General features: G+C 67.0%; 17 protein-coding genes. 11 read left to right on the forward strand and 6 right to left on the reverse strand.

Features of this window, described 5'->3' with window-relative positions; all coding sequences use genetic code 11:
• The first annotated feature begins 2 nt into the window (after window positions 1–2).
• Window positions 3–1,595 (forward strand): phosphomannomutase/phosphoglucomutase, encoded by a 1,593-nt coding sequence (locus HT136_RS05050; protein WP_246543377.1) that lies wholly within the window; start codon window positions 3–5, stop codon window positions 1,593–1,595.
• A gap of 115 nt (window positions 1,596–1,710) precedes the next feature.
• On the forward strand, window positions 1,711–4,170 hold the full coding sequence (locus tag HT136_RS05055) for a ligase-associated DNA damage response DEXH box helicase (RefSeq protein ID WP_214198482.1): 2,460 nt from the start codon (window positions 1,711–1,713) through the stop codon (window positions 4,168–4,170).
• A gap of 108 nt (window positions 4,171–4,278) precedes the next feature.
• Here HT136_RS05055 and HT136_RS05060 read toward each other — a convergent pair whose 3' ends face one another.
• The 4 genes from HT136_RS05060 to HT136_RS05075 form a co-directional block, all read right to left on the reverse strand.
• On the reverse strand, window positions 4,279–4,713 hold the full coding sequence (locus HT136_RS05060; RefSeq protein WP_214198483.1) for an ExbD/TolR family protein: 435 nt from the start codon (window positions 4,711–4,713) through the stop codon (window positions 4,279–4,281).
• Window positions 4,714–4,743: 30 nt separating this feature from the next.
• The gene (locus HT136_RS05065) at window positions 4,744–5,277 is read right to left on the reverse strand and encodes an ExbD/TolR family protein (protein ID WP_214198484.1); all 534 of its coding nucleotides are present in this window, start codon (window positions 5,275–5,277) and stop codon (window positions 4,744–4,746) included.
• Window positions 5,278–5,400: 123 nt separating this feature from the next.
• Entirely contained in the window at window positions 5,401–6,165 is a 765-nt protein-coding gene (locus HT136_RS05070) for a MotA/TolQ/ExbB proton channel family protein (RefSeq protein WP_214198485.1), read from the reverse strand.
• Between the two features lie 75 nt (window positions 6,166–6,240).
• Window positions 6,241–6,912, reverse strand: a complete 672-nt coding sequence (locus tag HT136_RS05075; protein WP_214198486.1) for an energy transducer TonB — start codon at window positions 6,910–6,912, stop codon at window positions 6,241–6,243.
• Window positions 6,913–7,272: 360 nt separating this feature from the next.
• Here HT136_RS05075 and HT136_RS05080 point away from each other — a divergent pair, with 360 nt between their 5' ends.
• Together HT136_RS05080 and HT136_RS05085 are read left to right on the forward strand one after the other, a co-directional pair.
• The gene (locus HT136_RS05080; protein WP_214198487.1) at window positions 7,273–8,118 is read left to right on the forward strand and encodes a hypothetical protein; all 846 of its coding nucleotides are present in this window, start codon (window positions 7,273–7,275) and stop codon (window positions 8,116–8,118) included.
• 104 nt (window positions 8,119–8,222) lie between these two features.
• Window positions 8,223–9,530, forward strand: a complete 1,308-nt coding sequence (locus tag HT136_RS05085) for a homoserine dehydrogenase (protein ID WP_214198488.1) — start codon at window positions 8,223–8,225, stop codon at window positions 9,528–9,530.
• A gap of 99 nt (window positions 9,531–9,629) precedes the next feature.
• Here the strand turns inward: HT136_RS05085 and HT136_RS05090 are convergent, their stop codons facing one another.
• Entirely contained in the window at window positions 9,630–10,088 is a 459-nt protein-coding gene (locus HT136_RS05090; RefSeq protein ID WP_246543378.1) for a hypothetical protein, read from the reverse strand.
• Window positions 10,089–10,166: 78 nt separating this feature from the next.
• Between HT136_RS05090 and glpX the strand changes: the two genes are divergently transcribed.
• Window positions 10,167–11,144, forward strand: coding sequence for a class II fructose-bisphosphatase (gene glpX / locus HT136_RS05095; protein ID WP_214198489.1), 978 nt, complete (start codon window positions 10,167–10,169; stop codon window positions 11,142–11,144).
• 193 nt (window positions 11,145–11,337) lie between these two features.
• Window positions 11,338–12,273: a ribose-phosphate pyrophosphokinase gene (locus tag HT136_RS05100; protein ID WP_214198490.1), complete on the forward strand. Its 936-nt coding sequence runs from the start codon at window positions 11,338–11,340 to the stop codon at window positions 12,271–12,273.
• A 67-nt stretch (window positions 12,274–12,340) separates the two neighbouring features.
• Here HT136_RS05100 and HT136_RS05105 read toward each other — a convergent pair whose 3' ends face one another.
• On the reverse strand, window positions 12,341–13,297 hold the full coding sequence (locus HT136_RS05105) for a helix-turn-helix domain-containing protein (RefSeq protein ID WP_214198491.1): 957 nt from the start codon (window positions 13,295–13,297) through the stop codon (window positions 12,341–12,343).
• A 130-nt stretch (window positions 13,298–13,427) separates the two neighbouring features.
• Here HT136_RS05105 and hisN point away from each other — a divergent pair, with 130 nt between their 5' ends.
• The 5 genes from hisN (at window position 13,428) to rplT (ending at window position 18,426) form a co-directional block, all read left to right on the forward strand.
• Complete coding sequence (gene hisN / locus HT136_RS05110) at window positions 13,428–14,213, forward strand: histidinol-phosphatase (RefSeq protein WP_214198492.1); 786 nt, start codon at window positions 13,428–13,430, stop codon at window positions 14,211–14,213.
• A gap of 22 nt (window positions 14,214–14,235) precedes the next feature.
• Complete coding sequence (locus tag HT136_RS05115) at window positions 14,236–14,670, forward strand: gamma-glutamylcyclotransferase family protein (RefSeq protein WP_214198493.1); 435 nt, start codon at window positions 14,236–14,238, stop codon at window positions 14,668–14,670.
• A gap of 22 nt (window positions 14,671–14,692) precedes the next feature.
• Window positions 14,693–17,653, forward strand: coding sequence for a CHAT domain-containing tetratricopeptide repeat protein (locus tag HT136_RS05120; protein ID WP_214198494.1), 2,961 nt, complete (start codon window positions 14,693–14,695; stop codon window positions 17,651–17,653).
• Between the two features lie 196 nt (window positions 17,654–17,849).
• Entirely contained in the window at window positions 17,850–18,053 is a 204-nt protein-coding gene (gene rpmI / locus HT136_RS05125) for a 50S ribosomal protein L35 (protein ID WP_007012839.1), read from the forward strand.
• Window positions 18,054–18,066: 13 nt separating this feature from the next.
• Window positions 18,067–18,426 (forward strand): 50S ribosomal protein L20, encoded by a 360-nt coding sequence (gene rplT / locus HT136_RS05130; RefSeq protein ID WP_214198495.1) that lies wholly within the window; start codon window positions 18,067–18,069, stop codon window positions 18,424–18,426.
• The last annotated feature ends 116 nt before the right edge of the window (window positions 18,427–18,542 follow it).

Genomic DNA, 18,542 nt, shown 5'->3' on the forward strand with positions numbered 1-18,542 from the left:
CGATGACCGCGGCGCCGCCGACCGATGTGACCGCGCGGCCGGCGCGCCATCGCTTCCATTCATCGCTTTTGCGCGAATACGATGCGCGCGGGATCTACGGGGCGACGCTTGACGAGAGCGATGCCTATGCTCTTGGCCGTTGCTTCGCGACCGTGGTGCTACGTCGCTTTACGCATGCTTCCATGGCCGGGACCTTGCCTTCCGACGTTTCGGCCTCTGAAATATCGACGACCGCAGTTCCAACGTCCGAAGGTGCATCCAGTCAAGTCGCGCCCGCCGATGGACCGGCACGCCGTGCTCCGCGCGTGGTCGTCGGCCGCGACGGTCGGCTCAGTTCGCCTGCGCTCGAGCAGGCGCTGGTCGAAGGGCTTGCCGAGGGCGGAGTGGACGTGGTCCGGATCGGGCTGGGGCCAAGTCCGATGCTCTACTTCGCCGAACGGTCACTCGAACAGGTGGAAGGCGGCATTCAGGTAACTGGCAGCCACAATCCCGCCGATCACAACGGCTTCAAGATGGTACTTGGCGGAAACCCGTTTTTCGGCCGGGAGCTGGCGGCGCTCGGGGAATTGGCGGGAGCGGGTGACTGGTCGCACGGTACGGGACGGATCGAGATCCACGACGTTTCCGGCGCCTACCTCGCAGCGCTGCTCGGCGCGCTCGACGCAGGCGGGCGGATCGATCAGCCGGATGCGGATGCGTTCGCGCGCCTGCGGGTCGGTTGGGATGCGGGCAATGGTGCCACCGGCCCCCTCGTCGAGAGGCTCGTCGCGGCACTTCCTGGCTTCCACCATACGCTGTTCTCCCAGGTCGACGGACGGTTTCCCAACCACCATCCCGATCCCACCCTCCCGGAAAACCTGGCAGACTTGCGTGCGCTCGTCGCCGCGAAGAGCCTCGATTTCGGAGTCGCTTTCGATGGGGACGGCGATCGGATCGGTGTTGTCGATGCGCATGGCACGATCGTCTGGGGGGATCGCCTGCTGGCGCTCTTCGCGCGCGAGATTCTCGAGCATGCCCCCACCGCACCCGGCGCGGCCCCGGCTGTCGTGGGCGATGTGAAGATGGCGCAGGGGACTTTCGACGCGATTGCCGAGGCGGGCGGCACCGCGGTGATGGCCCCGAGCGGCCACTCGCATATCAAGTCGAAAATGAAGGAAATCGGCGCGCTCCTGGGCGGGGAGATGAGCGGGCACCTGTTCTTCGCCGACCGCTACTACGGCTTTGATGACGGACTCTACGCGGCGCTGCGGTTGATGGCGCTGGTGGCCGGGGACGGTCAGGCGCTGGTGCGGCTGACGGCGCAATGGCCCGAGACCTTCGCTACGCCCGAATTGCGCTTTGCCGTGCCCGCCGATCGCCGCCTTGCCGCGGTGGCGGAAGTGACCGGGCGGCTGCGCGCGCGGGGGGCCGATCTGGTGGCGATCGACGGTGTGCGCGTGCGCGAGACGGACGGCTGGTGGCTGCTGCGCGCCTCGAACACGCAGGACATGCTCACCGCCCGCGCCGAGAGCCCGACGCGCGAGGGACTGGCGCGGCTGGTCGCCGAAATCGATGCGCAGCTCGCCGCCTCGGGCCTGACGCGAGGGGAGGGCTGATCGCGCACGCGGATCGCGCCGGGGCCCGAAGGCGGGAACCGGGCGGGACGGCCGTGTATTGCCCTTGTGCCCGGAGCGGCCTCGCCCGCTCCGGGCACCATGGAGTGTCGCAACGATGAAGCCTGGCCTGCCACCCGAGATCGCCGCCTGGTTCGCCGCGCGCGGCTGGCGCGTGCGGCGCCACCAGGAGGCGATGCTCGACGCGAGCGACGCGGGCGCGCATGCGCTGCTTGTCGCCGATACGGGCGCGGGCAAGACGCTGGCCGGCTTCCTGCCCACGCTCGCCGATTTCACGCCCTCGCGGCTCGCCGGAAGCGAAGCGCCCGAGGGCCTGCACACGCTCTACATCTCGCCGCTGAAGGCGCTCGCGCACGACGTGCAGCGCAACCTCGTCGCGCCGATCGAGGAGATGGGCCTGCCGATCCGGGTCGAGACGCGCAGCGGCGATACGCCGTCCGACCGCAAGGCGCGCCAGCGCGCGCGGCCACCGCATGTGCTGCTGACGACCCCCGAATCGCTTTCGCTCCTGCTGACCTATCCCGAATCGGTGGGCCTCTTCGCCACGCTGCGGCGCGTGGTGATCGACGAGGTCCACGCCTTCGCGGCGGGCAAGCGCGGCGACCTGCTGGCGCTCTCGCTTGCCCGGTTGCAGGCGCTGGCGCCGCAGATGAAGCGCGCGGCGCTTTCGGCGACGCTGGCCGATCCGGACGGCTATCGCGGCTGGCTGGCGCCCTGGGGGGATATTGACTCGGTCGCGCTGGTGGAGGGCGAGAAAGGCGCCGCGCCGCACGTCGACATCCTGTTGCCGCGCGAGGAGCGCATCCCCTGGAGCGGCCATGCGGCGACCTGGGCAATACCCCAGCTGATCGAGAAGATCGCCGCGCACCGCACCACGCTCGTCTTCACCAACACGCGTTTTCTCGCCGAATACATCTTTCAGGAGCTGTGGAACGCGAACGAGGACACGCTGCCCATCGGCATTCACCACGGCTCGCTCTCGAAGGAGGCGCGGCGCAAGGTGGAAGGGGCGATGGCGCGCGGCGAGTTGCGCGCGCTGGTGTGCACCGCCAGCCTCGATCTCGGCATCGACTGGGGGGACATCGATCTCGTCGTGCAGATGGGGGCGCCCAAGGGCTCCTCGCGATTGCTCCAGCGGATCGGGCGGGCCAACCATCGCCTCGACTGCCCGAGCGAGGCCTTGCTGGTGCCGGGCAACCGCTTCGAGTTCCTGGAGGCCTTCGCGGCGCAGGAGGCGGTCGATGCCGGGCAGCGCGACGGCGAGGGCTTTCGACCCGGCGGGCTCGACGTGCTTGCCCAGCACGTCATGGGTCTGGCTTGCGCGGGGCCCTTCCTGGAAGGCGACATCCTGGCTGAAGTGCGCTCCTGTTCGGCCTATGCCTGGGTCGATGCTACGGTGCTTGGGCGGGTGCTCGAATTCGTGGCGACGGGGGGCTATGCGCTGCGTTCCTACGACCGGTTCCGACGCATCGTGCGCGAGCGTGACGGCCACTGGCGCCTGACGCATCCCGAACATGCCGCGCGCCACCGCCTCAACGCGGGGATCATCGTCGATTCTGAGATGCTCGAAGTGCGCTTTCGCAACGGGCGTTCGCTGGGCAAGGTCGAGGAAGGTTTCGGGGCGAGCCTCGAGCCGGGCGATACCTTCCGCTTCGCCGGGCTCGACCTCGAGGTCGAATCGCTCAAGGACCTCGACCTCGTGGTCCGCGCGGCGAAACGTTCGGCGACGATCCCCAGCTACATGGGCCAGCGCATGCCGATCTCGACCCATCTCGCGGGGCGGGTGCGCGCGATGCTGGCTGACCGGGCAGGCTGGGCACGCTTTCCCGACGACGTGCGCGAGTGGCTCGAAGTGCAGGACTGGCGCTCGCACCTGCCCGGTCCGGGACGGCTGCTGGTCGAGAGCTTCCCGCACCGCGACCTGGAGTACGCAGCCTTCTACACCTTCGAGGGCTGGAACGCGAACCAGTCGCTGGGCATGTTGATCACGCGGCGCATGGAGGACCGCGGGCTTTCGCCGCTGGGCTTCGTTGCCACCGACTACACGCTGATCGTGTGGAGCCTGAAGCCGGTGGAGGAACCGGCGGGACTGCTCTCGCCCGACATCCTCACCCACGAATTCGTCGAATGGGTCGAGCAAAGCTACCTGCTCCGCCGCGCGTTTCGCGAGGTCGCGGTGATTTCGGGACTGGTCGAGCGCCAGCAGCCCGGCAAGCGCAAGTCGGGGCGGCAGGTCACCTTCTCGACCGATCTCATCTACGACGTCTTGTGCAAGTACGAGCCCGATCACCTGCTGATCGAGGCAGCTTGGGCCGATGCCCGCGCGCGCATGACCGACGTCGCCCGCGTGGCGGATGTGCTCGAGCGCGCCGCGCGCGAGATCGACCATGTCCGGCTCGAACGGATCAGCCCGCTGGCGGTGCCCGCACTCTCGATGATCGGGCGCGAGAGCTTGCCGAGCGGGGCGGCGGACGAGGACCTCCTGCACGAGGCGGAGAGCCTGGCGGCGATGGCGATGCGGGTGGACCCGCAGGAGGAGGCGGCCGAGGGCGACTGAACCACCGCCCCAAGGCGTGCTCGGGAATGCCGGAGGGCACGAAAAAAGGGGCGGATCGCTCCGCCCCTTCGTCCGTCTTCCCGAAGGAAACCGTGTGTCGGTTTCGGCTTACTTGCCGAATTCGGCGAACTGCTCGTTGCCGACGAAGCCGAACTTCGAGACGTTCGACGCCTTGATGATCTGCAGGACCTGGGCCGAGAGCTCGTAGCTGGCGCTCGGCTCGGGCTGGTACTGCAGTTCTGGCTCGACCTTGTACTGCAGCGACTGCTGCAGGAGGTTCATGAGGCCCGGGCCGTCCACGATCGTGCCGTTCCACAGAATCTTGTCATCTGCGGTGAGCACGACCTTGTTCTTGATCGGATCGACCGGCGGGGGCGTGTTCGTCGGAGGCGACGCCACCGGGAGGTCGATGTTGATCGCGTGGGTAGCAACCGGGATGGACATGATGAACATGATGAGGAGGCAGAGCATGACGTCGATCAACGGCGTCGTGTTCATCTCCATCATCGGCGAGCCATCTTCCTTGCCGCCTGACATTGCCATGAGGTGTTTCTCCTGTTCCTGCCGAGGGGCTTAGCCGTTCGGGTCGGTCGGGTTGGTGATGAAACCAACCGTCGGGTAACCCGAAATCTGCACGTTGTAGATCGTGCCGGCCACACAGCGCCACGGAGCGTTCACGTCACCACGGATATGAACCTGCGGGATGAGATCCGGGTTGTCGATGAGCGCCTGGGGGCCGCCCGCGCGCTTGACGATGCCGTCGAGACGCTTGAAGGCCTTGTCACGCAGCTCCTCGGAAGAAACCGGGGTGATGTTGTTGAAGTAAACGCGGCATTCGCCATTGCGCGAAGCGCCCTGGTAGCCGGGTTCACCCGCACTGCGACCCGCATCGTCGGTGGTCGATACGGTGAGAAGAAGGTTTTCGACCTTGTTCTTCGATTCGACGGCCACGATGACCGGGATGCGCAGCTTTTCGATCGTCTGGATCGCGACCGGAACCGCGATCAGGAAGATGATCAGAAGCACCAGCATGACGTCGACGAGCGGCGTCGTGTTGATGTCGGACATCGGTGTTTCTGCACCGCCTCCGCCCGAAGATATCGCCATAGTCTTATCCTAATCCTTGCGTTGCCTTGGGGAAGGCGACGGTCAGCGCATGCATCGTTCCGTCGCCTTTGCATCCCCGGAGGATGCGGAACCGGGAAACCCGGTTCCGAAAGCCCGGACTGATTACGACTTGGCCGGAACCGGCTTGGCCGGAGCAGCCGCCTTCGGAGCGACGATGGCCGAAACCGGCTTCACGGTGCCCTTCGAGGTGATGTAGGCGAGAACGTCGCTCGAGAAGCCGGTGAGCAGCTCGGCGATGCGCTTGTTGCGGGCCTGGAGGTAGTTGTAGGCAAGCACGGCCGGAACGGCGACGAGCAGGCCGAGCGCGGTCATGATGAGAGCTTCACCGACGGGGCCCGCGACCTTGTCGATCGAAGCCGAACCGGCGAGGCCGATCGCGATCAGGGCGCGGTAGATGCCGACGACGGTACCGAACAGACCGATGAACGGTGCGGTCGCGCCGACGGTGGCGAGGAAGGGAAGGCCACCGGCGAGGCGGGCGTTGATCGAAGCTTCCGAACGCGCGAGCGAAGCGTGCAGCCAGTCGTGGGCTTCGAGTTCGTCGGTCATCTTGGCGTGCTGCTCTTCAGCAACGATGCCGTCGTCGACGAGCTGGCGCCATGCGCTGTTCTTCTCGAGCTTGGCAGCGCCGTCCTTGATGGTCGGAGCCTTCCAGAAGGAAGCGCCGACGGCCTTGTACTGGCGGAAGATCTTCGACTGTTCGAACCACTTGGTGAACAGGATGTAGAACGAGCCGAACGACATGATGCCGAGAATGACGACGGTGGCATAGGCGATGAAACCGCCCTGCTCGAGGGCTTCGGCAAAGCCGAACTTGTTCTGCGGCGCGGCTTCGCCGGCGGCGGCAAGGATGTCAACGATAAGCATGCGAATTACCTCTCAAGAAGAATGCAGGATTAAAGGGCCGGCTCACGAGGTGGCCGTTGCCCTGTATCAATGGGCTTAGTTGAGCTGGTAGACGATGGTGGTCGAATAGCTGCTCGAGATCGGGTCACCCGCGGCATTGAGAGCCGGATCGAAGCGGGCGTAACGGGTCATGCCGTCACATGCTGCTTCATCGAGATCCGGGCTGCCGCTCGAGTTGGAGACCTGGCACGCCGAGACGCGACCTTCGGTGTCGATGTTCACCCGAACGCCCACGCGACCTTCACGACCTTCGCGAGCCGCACGGCTCGGATAGTTGCGCTGAATCGCAGCGGCCCAGCGGCCCTGACCCTTGGGCGATGCGCCACGAGCCTTCGAAGGCGCAGGCGGAGCCGGAGGAGCAGGCGGAGCGGGTGGTGCCGAAACGGTCGGAACCACGACCGGGGGAGCCGGCGGCGCGTTGATCACCGTCTGCACCGGCGGCGGGGCCGGGGCGATGTTGATCGGCGGCGGCGGCGCCACGATGGGCGGCGGCGGCGTATCCTTGGGCGGTTCGGGAGGCGGCGGCGGCGGCTCCTCCTTCGGTTTTTCTTCCTTGATGTCCACGGTCGTCACTTTTTTGATGACCTGCTGCGCAGCCTTGTAGGCGAGGCCCGTGACTAGCGCATAGCCGATGAAGACGTGGATCAAGGCAACGATGACAATAGTGGTGATTTTCGCACCACTCATTTGCTGGTCAGCGTAAGCCATTCAGACGCATCACTCCATTACCAAGCCCCGGACACGTGCAAAAACCACAAGTCCAAGGGCGCCGATGGCCTTCGCTGAACGCGAAGCCCATGACGAAACTCGAAATTACCCACCCTGACGGCTGACAGTCGGCCCCGAGGTTGTCACGCAACAGCGAGGCTTACCGCGGGGCTTTTTTGTTTTTTCGCCCCGTTTTGCAGTTTTCTTAGCGTTGAAGGTCCCCCTGCGCAACGCCCAATCGCAGAGCGCCGGGTTAACCTTCAATTAAGCCGCGATTGCCGCATGGTGCATTGCCATGCGCATTGCCGCAAGGCCTTTCGAGTCCCATAAGATAACGTTTTTGTTGCGGAGTCCCCATTTATGTCTGTCGTGCGGCGCCCCTTGCTCGCGGGTTTGGCCACCCTGAGTTTCCTCGTGCTGGCGGTTCCCGGCCATGCCGCGGGCGTGCCGGCCATCGCTGCCCAGCCGACCTTTGCCGACCTTGCAGATCTCGCCGATTCGGCGCCACTCGTGATCCAGGCGCGCGTCGCGCGGATGACCCGCGTGGCCGACGAGCGCGCGCCGGGGCGCCTGCCGGGGACCGGACGCTACTATATGGAGGCCGACACCCTGGCGCTGCTGACCGGCACGGCGCCGATCGGCGAATCGCTGCGCTACCTCGTCGACCTGCCGCTTGATGCGCGCGGAAAGCCGGCCGACCTCAGGAAGCGCGAAGTGCTGCTGTTCGCGCGTTCGGTACCCGGACGTCCGGGGGAGATCCAGCTGACGTCCCCCGATGCGCAGCTCCTGTGGTCGCCCGAGCTTGACGCGCAGACACGCGGATTGCTGCGCCAACTGGTTGCGCCCGATGCACCTGCGCACATTACCGGGGTACGCGAATTGCTTTATGTGCCGGGCACGCTTGCGGGGCAGGGCGAGACGCAGATCTTTCTCAGGACCGCCGACGGTTCGGCAGCCTCGATCACGGTGCGCCACCAGCCGGGCCGGCCGGTTTCGTGGGGAGCCTCGTTCTCCGAGCTGGTCGCCGACGTGACCCGTCCGCCGGCACAGGACAGCCTGGAATGGTATCGCCTTGCCTGTTCGCTCCCCAATCTGCCGCCGGACGGTGCCAACGTTTCGGAAGGCTATGACGCCAAGGCCCAGGCCCAGGCCGACTACCGCACGGTGGTGGGTGAACTGGGCGTGTGCGAACGCAACCGCAGCTAACCGGGAAAAACGGCCCTTGCCCGGATTGTTGCGGGCAAGGGCGCTCAAGGCGCTGGAAAATTGCGCGCAGCTGTCCTAGGGGGCCCGAGCCGAAAGGGGACCCGATGACTGAACCGCTCAAGATCGCACTTGCTGGACTTGGAACCGTTGGGACGGGCGTTGTCCGTCTGATTGAAACGAATGCCGAGCTCATTGCCCGCCGTGCCCGGCGTCCGGTGCAGATTACGGCCGTCAGCGCGCGCGATCGCACCAAGGACCGCGGCGTGGACCTTTCGTCCTACGCCTGGGTCGACGATCCGGCCGAACTGGCGCTGCGCGACGACGTCGACGTCGTCGTGGAGATGGTCGGCGGCTCGGACGGACCGGCGCTGGCGCTGGCGCGCACCGCGCTGGCGCACGGCAAGAGCTTCGTGACCGCGAACAAGGCGATGATCGCGCACCATGGCCTGGAACTGGCCAAGGCCGCCGAAGACGGCGGCGCCGCGCTCAAGTTCGAGGCGGCGGTGGCCGGCGGCATCCCGGTCATCAACGGACTGATCGACGGGGCTGCGGCCAACCAGGTCGAGCGCGTCTACGGGATCCTCAACGGGACCTGCAACTACATCCTCTCGACCATGGAGGACACCGGCGCGGACTTTGGCGACGTGCTCGCCGAGGCGCAGCGCCTGGGCTATGCGGAGGCCGATCCGACCTTCGACGTCGAAGGCATCGATGCCTCGCACAAGCTGGCGATTCTCGCGGCCATCGCGTTCGGTGCGCGCCTCGATTTCGATGCGGTGGAGACCATCGGCATCAGCCACGTCAAGGCCGCCGACATCGAGCAGGCGCGCGGACTGGGCTTCGTCATCCGCCTGATCGGCGTGGCCGAGGTCGACACGCAGGGCGGCGCCCCGCGCCTGTTCCAGCGCGTGCGTCCTTATCTGGTGCCGGTCGGCCACCCGCTCGCCAACGTGGACGGTCCGACCAATGCGGTCGTCACCGAGGGCAATTTCGTCGGGCGCCTGCTGTTCCAGGGCGCGGGTGCCGGGGACGGCCCGACCGCGAGCGCGGTCGTTGCCGACATCATCGAGGTCGCGCGCGGCGAGAAGGGCCCGGCTTTCGCCATGCCGGTCGATGAACTCGAGGCGATGGCGCCGGCCGCCTCGGGCCACCGCGTCTCGAGCTCGTACATCCGCTTCACGGTCCCCGACCGTCCGGGCGTCCTTGCCGAGATCACGGCGGCGATGCGCGATGCCGGGGTCTCGATCGAGAGCATGATCCAGAAGGGCGATCCCGACCAGGATGGCGAAGTGATCCTCGCCATCGTCACCCACCAGGGCCCGGAATCGGGCGTGGTCGAGGCGATGCGCATTCTTGAGGGCTCGTCCAGCCTGACCGCGCCGCCGCTGGTCATGCAGATTCTGGGCAACTGAGCCCCGCCGACCGGACCTGCGGGCCTGAGGCCGAAAAGGGGCGCGCCGTCGCAGGACGGTGCGCCCCTTTTTCGGTTTGGCGGGCCGGATCCGGAAGGTTCAGTGGGCGCGCATCTCGCCCTTGGCGATCTTGTCGGCGTCCGAGCCGACGGGGGCCTCGGGGATGCTGGAAAGGTCGATGATCAGCGGCTGCGCAGGCGGGCACGGACCAAGAAAGCACATGCCGCCCATGGTCGACTTGCCCTTGAAGATGCCGCCACCCGCGACGTCGGGTGTATGCAAGGCGCCATCGTCGGTGGCATTCTTGCCGGTGGGGTCGAGGTCGGAAGAGGACTCGACGCGGAATTCCTCCTCGTCGGGGGCGCATACGACGATCTCGCCCTGGCGGATCGTGCGAAGGCAAGTGCGGCGCGAACGGTCGCGCGTCACGCGTCCATTTTCGCCGAGCATGTTCTCGGCGATGGCGCGATCCGCGTTGGAAACGCCGGCATCCTCGGCGCTATTTCCCTCCTGGGCGAAGGCCCCTGACGGGAGGAGTGCGGCAAGCGCCAAAAGCATTGTACCTCTTCTCGACAACTTATATTCCTCTGTCTAAGGCAGGCATACCTTTCCTCCACGCCTTAATCTGGAGTGAATATGTCTGACCATACCCCTGCCAGTAAAGTTCTCGATCGGGTGCTCGTTCTCGAAATGGTACGCGTGACCGAGGCCGCCGCGATCGCGGCGTCCCGGCTCGTCGGGCGAGGGGACGAGAAGGCGGCCGACGCCGCGGCCGTCGAGGCCATGCGCCGGGCCTTCGACGAACTCTACATGGACGGAACGGTCGTCATCGGCGAGGGCGAGCGCGACGAGGCGCCGATGCTCTTCATCGGTGAGAAGGTCGGCGGGGCGCCGGACAAGGGGCCCCGGATCGACATCGCGCTCGATCCGCTGGAAGGCACCACGATCACCGCCAAGGCGGGGCCCAACGCGCTCGCGGTGCTGGCGGCCGCCGAAGAGGGCGGGCTGCTCAATGCGCCCGACGTCTACATGGACAAGATCGCGGTGGGCCCAGGCTATCCCAAGGACGTGATCAGCCTCGACAAGAGCGTCACGGAAAACGTGACCGCGGTGGCCGAAGCCAAGGGCGTGCGTCCTGAAGACATCATCGTGTGCGTGCTCGACCGGCCGCGCCACGGCGAGTTGATCGAGGAACTGCGCGGGCTCGGCTGCGGGGTGGTGCTGATCGGCGACGGCGACGTCGCGGGTGTGATCGCCACCACCGACGAAAACACCAACATCGATCTTTACATGGGTTCGGGCGGAGCGCCCGAGGGCGTGCTCGCGGCCGCTGCGCTGCGCTGCGTGGGCGGGCAGTTCAACGGACGCCTGCTGTTCCGCAACGACGACGAGCGCGCGCGGGCCCGCAAATGGGGGATCGAGGACCTCAACCGGATCTACAAGCTCGAAGACCTCGCCAAGGGCGACTGCATCTTCGCCGCGACGGGGGTGACCGACGGATCGTTGCTGGCAGGCGTCAAGCACTTCAAGAACGGCAAGCGGACCACCGAAAGCGTGGTGATGCGCGCGAGCTCGGGCACGGTACGCTGGATCAAGGGTGAACACCGCTTCTGAGCAAGGTCGCTGATCGACAACGAAAAGGCCGGTTTCACGCTGCGGTGTCCGGCCTTTTTCGTGGACGCAATCGAGAGGCCTAGGGGACAACCCCAATTTCGAAAAACCTGCCCGGCTCTATTGCATTTGCATGACGCATCACTAAGGGCGGGCGCGTTCGAAGCTCACAAGTGGCTTTTTTCGGGGATTCGCAATGAAGATCATGTCGGGTAACAGCAACCTTCCGCTCGCGCGCGCGGTTGCCGCCTATCTGGAACTGCCGCTCACCGATGCGAGCGTACGCCGCTTCGCCGACGAGGAAATCTTCGTCGAGATCCACGAAAACGTGCGCGGCGAGGACGTCTTCGTGGTCCAGCCGACGAGCTACCCGGCCAACGACAACCTGATGGAACTGCTGATCTGCATCGACGCGCTGCGCCGGGCCTCGGCACGCCGCATCACTGCGGTCGTTCCCTACTTCGGCTATGCCCGCCAGGACCGCAAGCCCGGTCCGCGCACGCCGATCTCGGCCAAGCTGGTCGCCAACCTGATGACCGAAGCGGGCGCCGACCGCGTGCTTTCGGTCGACCTGCACGCCGGTCAGATCCAGGGCTTCTTCGACATCCCGACCGACAACCTGTTCGCCGCGCCGGTCATGGCGGCCGACATCCAGGCGCGCTACGGCGAGGAATCGCTGATGGTTGTCTCGCCCGACGTGGGCGGCGTGGTGCGCGCGCGCGCGCTCGCCAAGCGCCTCGACAACGCCCCGCTCGCGATCGTCGACAAGCGCCGCGATCGTCCGGGCCAGTCGGAAGTCATGAACATCATCGGCGACGTCAAGGGCCGCGCCTGCATCCTGATCGACGACATCATCGATTCGGGCGGCACGCTGTGCAACGCGGCGCAGGCGCTCATGGACCAGGGCGCGGCAAGCGTGACGGCCTACATCACCCACGGCGTGCTTTCGGGCGCGGCGGTCTCGCGCGTCAACAATTCGGCGCTCAAGGAACTGGTGATCACCGATTCGATCCAGGCCACCGAAGCCGCGCAGCAGTCGGACCGCATCCGCATCCTGACGATCGCGCCGCTCCTGGGTGAAGCGATCCGTCGCATTGCCGACGAAAGCTCGGTCTCCAGCCTGTTCGATTGATCATCTCGGGCGGTCCGCTCTCTGTCGCGGACCGCTCCCGAGCATGGGGCGCGAGCATGGCGCGCGCCTAGTTCGGCGCGGTCAGCCAGGGGCGTTGCCCGCCCGGCGCGATCCGGGCGAGGTCTTCCAGTCGCCGTGCCTGGCGCGATTCCAGCGAGAGCGTCAGCAGGGGCTGAGGGCTAGCCACGAACTGCCCCGGCGACATGCCGAACAGTTCGGTGAACTCATGGATCAGGTGACTTTCGTCGTAGTAGCGCAGGATGATGTCGTTGGCCTCGGCGCTATCGGCCACGCCGCGTAGCTGGCTCGCCATGTCGAGCGCGCGGGCGCGGCGCAGGACCTGCTTGGGCGCAAGCCCGAAGTCGCGCAGCACGATCCGCTCAAGGCGGCGCCGGTCCACCCTGCAGGCCCGTGCGGCTTCAGCCACCGTGATCGAGGGCGTGGCATAGGCGATCTGCTCGAACTGCGCCGTGACGGGATCTGGCGACAACGAGCCGTTTAGGGCAATCCAGTCGCGAAAGAGGTCCTCGAGCGAAAGAGCCCAGCCCCTTACGTCGTCATCGGGATCGAAGCGGTTGAGCAGGTCCTCTTGCGAGAGGCCATAGACTTCGGTCGGAACGATCCGGTCGACCAGCGCGGCCACGGAGGGCCCCTTGAGCGCGGTATAGGCGCCAGGCCGGACCGCGACGCCCAGGCTGATGAAGCTTCCGGTCACGCGCACCGGCATGCGGCGCGACTGAGGGCCTGTCAGGCAGGCGTTGCGCAGAGCGCTCCGCGGGCCGTCGAGAGTCTCGGCTTCCCAATTTCCCGACAACTGGACGCGCAGGCTCGCCAGGTCGTTGAACTGCCCGCAGCAAATCACGTGGCCGGCCGGTGCGGTAATTTTGCTGACATAGATCCGTCCCACCCAGGGGGCGAGATCGGCAGCTGGAGCGCGGTTGAAGGAGAGCGGTTGTCCGTGAGGTGTTACGCCTTGTTCGGGAATAATCAGGGGGTCGAAAGCCGGTGCCTTCCTGAATTGCATGTATACCCCTGATCCGCTTTGCCCGTTACTTGGCATATATCCTTATTTTACAATCGACAAGAAAGATTGGCGACGATTGCAGTCTCGTGCGGCCTTGACCTCGGCGGTCGGCTGGGAGAACAGGGCGGCCATGTCGATTGAACAGGACCTCGCGCTTGCCATGCGCCTTGCCGATGCGGCCGGGGAGGCCATCCGCCCTTATTTCCGGGCTCCCGACCTCGATACCGAGCGCAAGGGCGATGCCTCGCCTGTCACCGCCGCCGATCGGGCCGCGGAAGAGGCGATGCGCCGCATTCTCAAGGCCGAAATGCCCCAGGACGGCATCATCGGCGAGGAATTCGGCACCGAGAAGGGCACTTCGCGGCGCGAATGGGTGCTCGATCCGATCGACGGCACGGTTTCCTTCGTCGTCGGGCGTCCGATCTTCGGAACGCTCATCGCGCTGCTGGTCGATGGCTGGCCGGTGCTGGGCGTGATCGACCAGCCGATCCTGGGTGAACGTTGGGTCGGCGCGAGCGGGCGTGAGACGACGTTCAACGGCAAGCCGGTGCGCACGCGCCACTGCCGTGAACTGGCGCAAGCGGTGCTGGCGACGACCGGGCCGCACTATTTCGACGACCACCAGGGCGAGCACTTCATGGGGCTGGCCGCCAAGACCGATCACAAGCGCATGGTCATGGGCGGCGATTGCTACAACTACGGCTTGCTCGCCGCGGGCCATATCGACCTCGTTTGCGAAGCGGGTCTCAAGCTGCACGACTGGGCCGCACTGGTGCCAATCGTCGAAGGCGCGGGCGGCACGATGTGCGACTGGAACGGCGATCCGCTTCACGCGGCCTCGGAAGGGCATGTCCTGGCGATTGGCGACCCTGCGCGGCTCGAGGACGTTGTCGAGGCGATGGTCTGCCACCATTGAGCCGGTGGTCCGGCGCAGCACCATGATCGCGCCGCGCCGCTTCTTCTTCTACGGAACCCTGCTCGACGAGGCGGACAATCCGATCGCCCGCGCCGCGCATCGCCATTTGCGCCCGATCGGACGGGCCTGGGTGCCGGGGGCGCTGGTGGCCCTGCCGGATCCAGCGGGCTGGTATCCGGCGCTCGTGCGCGGCGAGGGACGTGTCGCGGGCGTGCTCTACGCGGCGCTGCCGGGCTTCGGCGCCAACGAACTGGCCGCGCTCGACCACTACGAAGGCTGCGCGCTGGGCGAGTACTGGCGCGCGATCGTCCCGGCGCACGATGGCGCGGGCCGGGCCCGGGCGGCGCAGGCCTATCTCTACCGCCGTCGACCGCCGCGCGCCGCGCAAGCGATTGCCTCTGGCGATTTCTCGGGCTGGCTGACCGAGACCGGACGCGGGCCCTTTCGCGCCGGTTGACGGAGAGGGCACGATTCCCCGCTTGTCAGCCCGCTCCCTCGCCCCGTACGTTGCCGGCAGGATGGGGAACGGGGCGAAATCGCTGCTGGTGTGGGTTCTGACCTGCGCCGCGCTTGCAGGCGCACCGGCTCGTGCGCAGTGCGGGCCCGCGCTCGCGGAGCCTGAGGCCGCCTCGCCGCTCGAGCGCTCGTTCGCCCAAGCTCTTTCCCAGGACAAATACCGCGACGCGGCCGGACAGGCGCAGCGCTGGCGCGAACTGATGGCGCAGGCGGCCGATGGGCAGGCGGTCGCGCCGTTCTGGCGCGTGCGTGGCCAGACGCGGCTCGCATGGGAGCTTGAGTATTCCGACCAGGCCGAGGCTGCGCTCGGCGAAGGCCGCAAGGCGCTCGACATGATCGGTGCGGCTGGACTGACGGGAAGCGCGCTCGAAGGCGAGGCGCACGTGGTGATGGCGACAATCCTCGCCGACCGACGCGAACTCGCACCGGCGCAAGAGGCGGCCACGCGGGCGCTTGCGGTGGCGCAGGCGAGCGTGGGCGCGCGCTCTGCGCTGGCAAGCCTGGCGCACAACGCGCTGGGCACCGTAGCCTATGCCCGCGGGCAGTATGTCGAGGCCGAGCGCCAATATGCGCAGGCCGTCGAACTTGCAGTCGCCTGCCAGCCAGCGCAGGACCCCGCCATCGTCAACCAATTGGCCTCGCATGCGGGTACGCTGTTCATGATCGGCGAGGTCGAGGCGGCGCTTCAGGAGGCGCAGCGCGCGGCAAACTGGGCTTCGGCGCACGTGAGCGAGGACAGCCCGGTGCAGACTCTGGCGCTGGGCAACCTCGGCGCCCTGCTGCTGACCACGGGGCGATTTGCGGAGGCCGAACGCGCCTTGCGCCGAGTGGTCGACCTCGAGGCGACCTACCAGCCGCAAAGCTGGTATTACCGCGCGGTTTCCTTGTCCAATTACGCGGGCGTGCTGCGCCGGCTCGGGCGGATCGAAGAGGCGGAGGCGCTGTGGCTTGCCGCCGCCGGGTTCCACCGCAAGGCCTCGATCGGACGCGACCCGTCCAGCGCCTCGTTCCCGTTGCGCAATGCGGCCGATGCGGCGCTCGAACGCGGCGATCTGCGGCTCGCGCTCGCACGGCGCGAGGAGGCGGTGCGCCTGCTCGACAAAGTGGCCCCTGCCGAGGATCCCGAGCGCGCACGGGCGCACCTCGAGCGTGCGTCGGCACGCCTGTTGCTGGGGCAGGCGCGCGCGGCGCGGCGCGAGGCCGATCCGGCCATCGCGATCCTGCGGCGCGGTTACGAGGAAACCAGTTTGCGCCGCATGCCGGCCGAGATCGACTACGCCCGGATTCTGGCGGAGACGGGGCAACTCGAGGCGGCTTATGCTCTTGCCAGCGAAGTCGCGCAGCGTCTCGAGGTGCGCCTGCTCGACGCGGCGACCAGCCGGGGCGATCTGGTGCGCTATGGCAGCGCCTTCGCCGCCAGTTTCTCGACCGCGACCGAGCTGGCGCTGCGTACCGGGCGCGACGAGCAGGCCTTCCACTACCTGCAACTGGCGAACATGTCCGACATTGTGGTCGTCACTAACGAAGTGGCCGCCCGTGCGGCGGCTGCGGATCCGCAGACCGCGGCGTCGATCCGCGATTTCCAGGATCGGGTGCGACGCCGACAGGCGCTCGAACGCGAAAGCAGCTTCGCGCTCGCGGCAGGCGATGGCGCCCGCGCGGCGCAGCTCGCCGCGCAGATCGCGCAGAACGATGCCGATATCGCGGCGCTGGGGAGCCAGCTCGACCGGATCGCGCCGCGCCTGCGCGCGCTGGGACGGCCGGTGCCGGTGACGCTGGCCGACTACCGGGCGCGGCTGGGGGAGGACGAGGCGCTGGTGGCGCCCTTGTTGCTCGACGAGCGGGTCATTACCCTGGTGGTGACACGCGAGGGGCTGACCTGGGGGCAATCTCCCGTTCCGCGCGCGCGGATGCGTGGCTGGCTGGTTTCGTTGCGCGCTTCGCTCGACCCCAATTCCGTGCGGGCCATCGTCGGCAAGCCGCCGGCCTTCGCCTATGACGCGGCGCGCGCGCTCTACTCGGCGCTGTTTCCTGTACCGGTCGCGAAGGCGATCGTGGGGAAGGCAAACCTCATCTACTTTGCCACTGGACATCTCGCGGGACTGCCGATCGCGCTCTTGCCCACCAGCGCGCGCGGGCTTTCCGGGACCAACATCGATCCGGCCCGTATCGATCCGGCGGGAGTCGACTGGCTGGTGCGTGCGCACAGCGTCCGGATCGCGCCCTCGCTGGTGCCTCCTGCGCCTTCGCGTGCGCGCAGCGGACAGGCCATGCGCTTCCTGGGCGTCGGCGCACCGCGCGTGGGCCCGCGTGACGGGGACCCGGCGCAAGGCCATCCGGACTTGTCCGATCTGCCCGCCTTGCCGGGTGCGCGCCGTGAGCTGACGGCGCTGGCCGAGGTTTTCGGCGCTTCGCGCTCGACCTTGCTGCTCGGCGCGCAGGCGAATGCCCGGGCGCTCGCTACCCTGCCGCTCACCGACTACGCGATCGTGACTTTCGCCACGCATGGCCTGGGTGTGGGCGAGCGGGTGGGGCTCGACGAGCCTGCGCTCGTGTTGTCGCCCGAAACTGGCGACGACGGCCTGCTAACCGCGTCGCGGATCATGCAACTGCACCTCGATGCCGACTGGGTGATCCTCTCGGCCTGCGATACGGCTGGCGGCGCGGGTGTCGGGGCCCCATTGCTGAGTGGCCTCGCTTCCGCTTTCCTCCACGCCGGGGCGCGGGCCCTGCTGGTGTCGCACTGGCCGGTACGCGACGACGTGGCCGCCCGGTTGGTGACCGAATCGGTACGTCTCCAGGCGGAAGGGATGGACGCGGCGCAGGCCCTCCAGCGCGCGCAACTCGAGCTCATCGACGCGCATCCCCTGCCCGGCAGCGCGGAGCCCGGGAACTGGGCGGCGATGGTGCTGGTCGAAGGCTGAGCCGGGTCCCGGCTGCGGCGCGGGTGGAGAGGCGGCGGAGGTGGCGTATCGCGGGACTTGCTTTTGCGGCGATGGAACGGTAATGGGCCGCCCTTCAATCGACACGGTTGAGTCTTTTCACGAAGAGATTCGCGGGTCGGCCTGGCGACAAGGGCTGCCAGGGTCGACCGGACGTGTCCCTGCAAAGGAGACGAAAATGCCCAAGTTGAAGACGAAGAGCGGCGTCAAGAAGCGCTTCAAGCTCACCGCCACCGGCAAGGTGAAGCACGGCGTTGCCGGCAAGCGTCACCGCCTGATCAGCCACAACGGCAAGTACATCCGCCAGAATCGCGGCACCGAGGTCATTTCCGACGCCGATGCCAAGACGATCAAGAAGTGGGCGCCCTACGGGCTCAACTGAGGAGTACTGACCAATGAGCCGTATCAAGCGTGGTGTTACCACCCGTGCCAAGCACAAGCGTCTTCTCGAACAGGCCAAGGGTTACCGCGGCCGTCGCAAGAACACGATCCGCGTTGCCCGTCAGGCTGTCGAAAAGGCCGGCCAGTACGCCTACCGCGACCGCAAGATCAAGAAGCGCAACTTCCGCGCTCTCTGGATTCAGCGCATCAACGCCGCCGTGCGCAACGAAGGCCTGACCTACTCGCAGTTCATGCATGGCGTTAAGCTCGCCGGCATCGAGCTCGACCGCAAGTCGATGGCCGACCTCGCCATGAACGAGGGTGCCGTGTTCTCGTCGGTGATCGCGCAGGCCAAGGCCGCGCTTCCGGCCTGAGCCACACGGATACAGGGTTTCACCGATTTCGAACCGGTGATGCGCCAAATGGAAGGGCACGAACAGCAATGTTCGTGCCCTTTGTCTTGCAGAACTTCGAAAAACACCTTAATAAA

This window comes from Novosphingobium profundi, from assembly GCF_018491765.1.
Lineage (GTDB): Bacteria > Pseudomonadota > Alphaproteobacteria > Sphingomonadales > Sphingomonadaceae > Novosphingobium > Novosphingobium profundi.